At 71.9% G+C, this 7,373-nt stretch carries 5 protein-coding genes and 2 pseudogenes; 2 read left to right on the top strand and 5 right to left on the bottom strand.

Annotated features, from left to right (window positions below; all coding sequences use genetic code 11):
- Window positions 1-164: 164 nt before the first annotated feature.
- From AC2W7J_RS13655 to AC2W7J_RS13640, 4 genes and pseudogenes are all read right to left on the bottom strand, one after another.
- Complete coding sequence (locus AC2W7J_RS13655; RefSeq protein ID WP_485983045.1) at window positions 165-1,259, bottom strand: polysaccharide biosynthesis protein; 1,095 nt, start codon at window positions 1,257-1,259, stop codon at window positions 165-167.
- Window positions 1,260-1,407: 148 nt separating this feature from the next.
- Window positions 1,408-1,713, bottom strand: a pseudogene (locus AC2W7J_RS13650) (nucleoside-diphosphate sugar epimerase/dehydratase); the annotation flags it as partial.
- Window positions 1,714-2,116: 403 nt separating this feature from the next.
- Window positions 2,117-3,241, bottom strand: coding sequence for a hypothetical protein (locus AC2W7J_RS13645; RefSeq protein ID WP_485983043.1), 1,125 nt, complete (start codon window positions 3,239-3,241; stop codon window positions 2,117-2,119).
- Window positions 3,238-4,848 (bottom strand): hypothetical protein, encoded by a 1,611-nt coding sequence (locus AC2W7J_RS13640; RefSeq protein ID WP_485983041.1) that lies wholly within the window; start codon window positions 4,846-4,848, stop codon window positions 3,238-3,240. Before AC2W7J_RS13640 ends, AC2W7J_RS13645 begins: the two co-directional genes overlap by 4 nt.
- Before the next feature lie 312 nt (window positions 4,849-5,160).
- Between AC2W7J_RS13640 and AC2W7J_RS13635 the strand changes: the two genes are divergently transcribed.
- Window positions 5,161-5,748, top strand: coding sequence for an arsenate reductase/protein-tyrosine-phosphatase family protein (locus tag AC2W7J_RS13635; protein ID WP_485983039.1), 588 nt, complete (start codon window positions 5,161-5,163; stop codon window positions 5,746-5,748).
- Here the strand turns inward: AC2W7J_RS13635 and rfbA are convergent.
- A pseudogene (rfbA, locus tag AC2W7J_RS13630) lies at window positions 5,741-6,600 on the bottom strand (glucose-1-phosphate thymidylyltransferase RfbA). The gene AC2W7J_RS13635 and the pseudogene rfbA overlap by 8 nt on opposite strands.
- 57 nt (window positions 6,601-6,657) lie before the next feature.
- Here rfbA and AC2W7J_RS13625 point away from each other — a divergent pair.
- Window positions 6,658-7,373 (top strand): dTDP-4-dehydrorhamnose 3,5-epimerase family protein (locus AC2W7J_RS13625; RefSeq protein ID WP_485983037.1); only part of this gene is annotated, 716 nt, incomplete at its 3' end.

Below are 7,373 nucleotides of genomic sequence, written 5' to 3'. Positions count from 1 at the left end.
GCAGGCGAGTCCGCCGCCCCGGGGGACCGGCGCCGCGTGCGACGAGCGGTCGTTGGGCACGTCGAGCATGTCGATGGCGACGAGCCCGGCCCGCACGAGGGGGGCGGCGCCAGCGGTGACGGCAGCGGCGCCCAGAGCGGGCAGGAGGGAGCGCGAGCCGTCGCTCACGACAGGTGCGGCAGCGCGTCGTCCTTGACCGCCGGGGTCGGTGCGACCCCGACGTGCTCGAGCATGAGGACCAGGGCCTCGTCGTCCGGGGGACCCTGGTGGCGCTCGAGGGCCTCGGGCCGGATGCCCGGCACGGGCACGTGCGAGACGCGGGGGTGGCCCGAGCCGAGGATCGTCTCCCCGTCGCCGTAGAGCTCCTCGCGCAGCTTCTCACCCGGGCGCAGGCCCGTGTAGACGATGTCGACCTTGTGGCGTCCCGACAGCGAGATGAGCGTGTTGGCCACCTCGTTGATCCGCACCGGCTGGCCCATGTCGAGGACCATGACGTCGCCGTGCTGACCGACCGCCGCGGCCTGCAGCACGAGCTGGCAGGCCTCCTCGACGAGCATGAAGAACCGCTCCGCCTGCGGGTGCGTCACCGTGACCGGCCCGCCGCGCTCGATCTGGTCGGTGAAGACCCCGATGACCGAGCCGCGTGAGCCCAGGACGTTGCCGAAGCGCACGCTGACGAAGGTGCCCCGGCCCTGCCGGGCGAATCCCGCGGTGAGGCGCTCGGTGAGGCGCTTGCTGTACCCGAGGACGCACGTGGGGTTAGCGGCCTTGTCCGTCGAGATGTTGACGAAGGTCGACACACCCGAGCGCTGCGCCGCGCGCAGCACGTTGAGCGTGCCGAGGACGTTGGTCTTCCACGCCTCGGCGGGGCTCTTCTCGAGCATCGAGAGGTGCTTGAGGGCCGCGGCGTGGAAGACGACCTGCGGCGCGTGGGAGTCGAAGACCTCGCGCAGCCGCGCGGCGTCACGGATGTCGGCGAGGACGATGTCGTCGCCCTCGAAGAGCCCACGCCCGGTGAGGCTGAGCTGGGTCGCCTGGAGCGCCGTCTCGTCGCGGTCGAGCAGGACGAGGTGCGCCGGGGAGTACTTGGCGATCTGCCGGCACAGCTCGGACCCGATGGAGCCGCCGGCGCCGGTGACGAGCACGCGTCGCCCGGTGACGCACCGGGCGATCGCCGTCGCGTCGAGCTGGACCGGCTGACGGCCCAGCAGGTCGCTGAGGTCGATGGTGCGCAGGTTCTCCGTGGCGGGGCGGCCCATGAGCTCGGAGGCGGCGGGAGCACGAGCAGCTCGAGGCCGGCCTGGGCGGCCCGGTTGCGCAGGTCGATGAAAGAGCTCGGGGGTGGCGCTCGGGGACGGCGATGGCGAGGGTCGTCGCGTCCTCGCGGTCGGCGACGGCACCGAGGTGCTCGCGGCGGCCGCGCACCCGGATGCCGTCGATGCGCAGCCGGCGCTTGCGGGGGTCGTCGTCGAGGATCGCCACGGGGTGCATCTGGCTGTCGGGGTCACGCAGCATCGCGCGGACGATCTGGCGGCCCCCTTCGCCGGCGCCGAAGACGACGACCCGCTTCGCGTCGACGTGCGGACCCGTGCCCGAGCGCATGGCGCGGATGACGAACCGTGCGCCGAACATCCCGACGAGGGCGATGGCCGCTGCGGTGACCGGGACTGAGCGCGGGACGAAGATCGGGTCGGAGGCGAAGTTCAGCACCATGATGACCACACCGACGATCGCCACGAGCTTGGTCACCGAGTAGACCTCCTCGAAGGACCCCGGCTCGTGCCGGACGAGGTAGGGCCCGATGAGGATGCCGAGGACGAGGTGGATCACCGCGACGCCGCCCACGGCCATGGCGAGCCGGTCCCTGTCGACGAGGGTGACGTCGAGGTCGTAGCGCAGGATCGTGGCGGCGACGAGGGCGACCGCCCAGATGATGAGGTCGACGATGGCCCACGCGGCCAGAGGGCCGCGGCGACTGGCACGCAGGGGAGCGCGAGATGCACTCACGTGGCGACCTTTCGCTCGGCGGGCGGACTCATCCGCAGGCCATCATGGCAGGCTCTATCGTCACGTGGGTCACTCTGGACGTCATGTGGGATCACTCGTCACTCCCGGCTCACCGGATGTCGACGGCGAGGACGTGGTCGCTCGCCCCCACGACGAGCCGGTCGTCGACCCGCACGATGCCCCTCGCGGTGACGCCCTCGGAGACCGGTGTCGCCGTGCGCAGGTTGATCGGGTCGACCGCGTAGAGCCGGCCGTTGGTCCGGAGGAAGAGGTACCCCCGGTGGGTCACGAGGTCGGTGCTGCGGAAGGTCGGGCTGTCCCCGACGGGTGTGGGGTCGACGGTGATCGAGCGCAGGGTGTGCCCGTCGGTCGGGTCGAGCTCGTAGAGGGTCCCGCCGTCGGCCGCCCAGATCGTGCCCCGCGGGCCGACGGTGACGGTGAGTGACTGGGCCCCCTCGGCCGGGGCGACCGACCACGTGACCCGGCCCGACACCGGGTCGTAGCCGAAGACCCGCGCGCTCGGGGTCGTCGGGGTCGCGCCGAGACCGCCCCACCGGGACGTGCCGCCGTAGACGACCCCGTCCCGGGCGGTGAGCGAGACGATCGACTGGTCGGGCACGAGGCCGCGGGTGAACCGCGTCATCCGGCCGCCCTGGATCGTGCCGATGCCGCCGCCGAGGACGCCGTACTTCGGCACGGTGCCGAAGAGCACGCGGTCGCCGACGGTCGTCCACGCCGTCGGCCGGTCTTGGTTCTGCGTGCTGCCGAGCGACGCGATCTCGACCGGGTCACCACCCGTCCGCGACGGGTCGTGGCGCCAGATGTGGGCCGAGGTATAGGTCCCCAGGTAGTTCACGCCCCCGAGGGTCGTGCCGCCCTCGAGCTCGCCGAGCGCCGACGATCCGTCTTCGGCGAGGCCCGGTCGCAGCCCGCCGCTGCGGACGTCGAGGATGGCCATCTGGGGCCCGGCGTAGCCCCCGACGACGGCCGAGCCGTCGCTCCCTTCGGCCAGCGCCTTGGTCGGCAGCGCCTCGGGCCGCAGGTCGAGGTGGAAGGTGGTCTCCCGGGAGCCGTTGAGGTCGTGGGCGGCCACGTCACCCGTCGCCGGGTCGACGACGAGCAGCCACTCGGAGGCCCTTCCCCTGATGGTCGCCCGCACGACGTGGCGCTGCCCGATCGCCGGCGTTGACGCGGGGCCGGTGGTCGAGCGTCCGGTGCGGGAGTCGACGCTCACGAGGTGGCGCGAGACGACGTAGTGGAACCGACCCCGGCTGTCGAGGGGTGTGGGCAGCTGGTCCGCGGCATTGACCGGGACGTCCCACGTGCGCCGCTCGAGGTCGTAGAGACGGCGCTCAGTAGGCCTGTGGGAGCCGTCGGCGTGGGTGCCAGCAGGCACCTTGACCGCGAGGTAGCGCCCGAGCAGCTCGAGCTCGCTGAGGACGCCCTGCGTGGCCCGGCCGGCAGGGGGATGACCGTGCGGTCGTCGGGGTCGTCGATGGCGACCCGGACGATCGCCGGCTGGCTCGTGCCGACCCCGACGTAGACGTAGCGCTCGTCGACGGCGACGCTGCGGGCGTACTCCTGCTCGTGCCGCACCCGCCCGAGGCTCGTGATCTCGCCGGAGTCGGGGTCGACCCGCCAGAGCTCGCCGCCCGGGTAGCTGCCGCCCCAGATGGTGCCGTCGGGTGCCACGGCCAGGTCGAAGACCGTGCGGGCCCCGCCGGTCACCCGCCCGAGATCCTCGGCGGAGTCTGCCCCGGGCGTCCACCGGTAGAGGTGGCCGCCGTCGCCGCCGGCGTAGAGCCGACCGTCGCGACCCACGACGACGGTCTGGCCCGTCGTCATGCCCGGCAGCTCGACCCGGTCCTCGAGGGCACCCGTCTCGAGATCGAGGACCTGCAGGCGGGTCGGCACCCCGGTGACGAGCGTTGCGACCTTGACGCGGCCATCTCGGACGAAGGGAGCACTGGTGCGGGTTCGTGCTGAGGCTCGCAGGGGGGTCCCGAGGTCGGTCACCTCGAAGTCCAGCGGCGGCGCGCCGGGCGTGGGAGTCAGTGAGAAGGCGTCCCAGGATGCGGTCGCCGTGCCGGACAGCGAGGTCCGTGGGCGCACCGCGGCGGAGTGAGCCTCACGCGGAGCGACGACGTCGGCCGCGGTCACGAGGCTCCACCGCCCAGCCGGGCGCCCCCCTGACAGGGACCGGGACCCCAGCTCGTGGCCCTCGGCGTCGTACCAGACGACGTCGACAGCGGTCGTGCCCCTCACCGGGTGCACCCACCCGCGGAAGGTGTAGGTCACGTCCGCGTCCACTCGGGTGCGCTCGCTCGTGGCGCTTGCCGCTCCCTTCGGCGTGGTGTCGTCGAGCAGCAGCGACCAGCGGCCCAGGCGGGCCCGGAGGGACGAGCGGGTCGCGGTCGCCCCGCCGGAGCCCGTCGTCTGCCAGGAGCGAAGGGAGCCATCGACACCGGGTGACTGCTCGAGGCTCGCGTCGGGGATCACCGAGTCGGTGATGCGCACGTCGTCCCACCAGGTGCGGCCGGAGCCGTCGTCGCTCGAGGCGATCTGCAGCTCGCCGTAGCGAGCGCCCTTCGGGGCGGTGATGTCCAGGGAAACCCGCTGCCACATGTCAGTGGCGCCGGACGTTCTGCGAACGTCGTGGCCGAGGGTGTGGCCGGACGAGTCGATCCACCGCACCCGCAGCTCCTGGTCGGCGCCGCGCTGGAAGGCGTGCGCACTGACGTAGTGGGGGCGTCCGGATGCGGTGGCGAAGAGGGACCAGGTCGCGCGGGCATCACCGGTGCCCTCGGCGTCCTCCACGAGCAGCGAGTGCTCACCCGACACGGCGTGCTCCGTCGATCGCCGGACCACTCCTGCGCGCGGTGAATGGAGGGTCCATCCCGAGGCCCCCGGGCGTCCGGACTCGAAGTTGTCGACGGCGCTCGTGTCGAGAGTCGCTACCGGCGGCTCTTCGCGGAGAAGGGCCCATCCCGTGACGAGCACGAGGGTGATGACGAGGATGGCGGGGAGCGCAAGGCGACGCAGAGTCCTCATGTGAGGTGGTGCTCCGGGGGTGGCGGGGTGAGTCCTCGCGATCCTAGTGGCAGGTCGCTGTCGCGCTCGCGCCGAGCCCGCCCACCGGGTGAGGATGGCGGCATGAGCGTACGCATTCTGGTGGTGTGCACCGGCAACGTCTGCAGGTCGCCCTACGCCCACCTGACCTTGGCAGCAGCATTGGAGGGGGCGAGCCCCGGATGCTTCGACGTCTCGAGCGCCGGCACCCATGCTCTCGAGGGGCATCCCGTCGATCCGGGCAGCGCGACGATCCTCGACGCGCTGGGCATCGACCACATGGACTTCGCGGCGCGGCAGCTCTCGGCGCAGCTCATGGCCGACGCCGATGTCGTCCTGACTCTCGACAGGACACATCGCTCCGGGGCGCTGGCGTACTCGCCACGACACCTCAAGAGGACCTTCACCCTCAAGGAGCTGGCACGTCTGATCGAGACCGCTGACGCCCGCAGACCCTGGGTGCAGCGGCTTGCCGGGCTCGAGACGGTCGACGAGCGGTGGGCCGCCATGCCTGAGCACCTCGCCCGTGAACGGGGGCTGAGCCGCGTGGACGAGGGCGCTGATGACATCGCCGACCCCTACCGCCAGCCGCAGGAGGCCTTCGAGGCGATGGCTGCCGAGGTCGACGCGGCCGTGGCGACCATCGTCGAGCTCGAGCGAGCCTTCAGCTGAGCAGGTCGAGGAGGTACTGGCCGTAGCCGCTCTTGACGAGGGGCTCGGCGCGCTCGCGCAGGCCGTCGTCGTCGACGAAGCCCATGCGCCAGGCGACCTCCTCGGGGCAGCCGATCTTCAGGCCTTGCCGGTTCTCGAGGTGCGCACGTAGTTGCTCGCGTCGTTGAGCGCGGCAAAGGTGCCGGTGTCGAGCCAGGCCGTGCCGCGGGGGAGCACCTCGACGTGGAGGCGACCCTCGTCGAGATAGGTGCGGTTGAGGTCGGTGATCTCCAGCTCGCCGCGCGCGGACGGGCGCAGCCCGCGGGCGCGCTCGACGACGGTCTCGTCGTAGAAGTACAGGCCCGGGACGGCGAAGCGGGAGCGCGGGCGTGCCGGCTTCTCCTCGAGGTGACGGGCCCTCCCTTCGTCGTCGAAGTCGACCACGCCGTAGGCGGAGGGGTCCGCGACCTGGTAGCCGAAGACCGCCGCGCCCTCGATGTCGTCGAAGTGCCGCAGCTGGGTGCCCAGACCCGGCCCGTAGAAGATGTTGTCGCCGAGGACGAGGGCCGACGTGTCGCCGGCGACGTGCTCCTCGCCGATGACGAAGGCCTGCGCCAGCCCGTCGGGACTGGGCTGCTGGGCATAGGTGATGGAGATGCCGAACCGGCTCCCGTCACCGAGCAGCCGCTCGAACTGGGGGGCCTCGTGCGGGGTGGTGATGACGAGGACCTCGCGGATGCCGGCGAGCATGAGGGTGCTCAGCGGGTAGTAGATCATCGGCTTGTCGTAGACCGGCACGAGCTGCTTGGAGATGCCCTGGGTGATCGGGTGGAGCCGGCTGCCTGTGCCCCCCGCGAGGATGATGCCGCGCATGGGTCGAGGGTAGCGACGCCGACACGTCCGCGGGTCCGCGGCCGATAGCCTCCGACCATGGACCTGAGCATCGAGCACACCCGCATCCCGGGGCTGCTCGTCGTCCGGCGCCCGGTGCACCGTGACGCGCGGGGGTGGTTCACCGAGTCCTGGCAGCGGGCGAAGATGGTCGCGGCGGGGCTGCCCGACTTCGGGCCGGTGCAGCACAACGTCTCCCACAACGCCTCGCGCGGCGCGACCCGCGGCATCCACGCCGAACCCTGGGACAAGCTCGTCACCGTCGTCCACGGCCGGGTCTTCGGTGCCTGGGTCGATCTGCGCGCGGGCGAGGGCTTCGGCGCCACCGTCACCCTCGAGCTCGACGAGAGCACCGCCGTCTTCGTCCCGCGCGGCGTCGGCAACTCCTACCAGGCCCTCGCCGACGAGACCGTCTACTCCTATCTCGTCAACGAGCACTGGCGCCCCGACGTCACCTATCCCGCGCTCGCCCTCGACGACCCCACCGCCGCGATCGAATGGCCGATCCCCTTGTCGCACAGTGGGAGTGAGGGGGCGCAGATCAGCGACAAGGACCGGACCAACCCGCGACTGGCGGAGGTCACCCCCTTCGTCCCGCGGCCGGCGCTCCTCCTCGGCGGCAGCGGGCAGATCGGCTCGGCCCTGCGCCGACTCCTGCCCGATCTCGCTCACGGTGCTCCTCGGGTGTCGATGACGTCTTGCAGATTCTGCAAGCAAGTATGCACTATCCGTCAGGCGCATCTACGGTGGACGTC

Source organism: Janibacter sp. CFPM2_SD2 (assembly GCF_057364645.1).
This window is presented reverse-complemented; position numbering and strand designations above follow the sequence as displayed.

Bases quoted from the DNA above. Each gene is read 5' to 3' on its own strand.
- AC2W7J_RS13635 (WP_485983039.1), top strand. From the start codon at position 5,161: ATGAGCGTACGCATTCTGGTGGTGTGCACCGGCAACGTCTGCAGGTCG.
- AC2W7J_RS13655 (WP_485983045.1), bottom strand. From the start codon at position 1,259: ATGGGCCGCCCCGCCACGGAGAACCTGCGCACCATCGACCTCAGCGAC.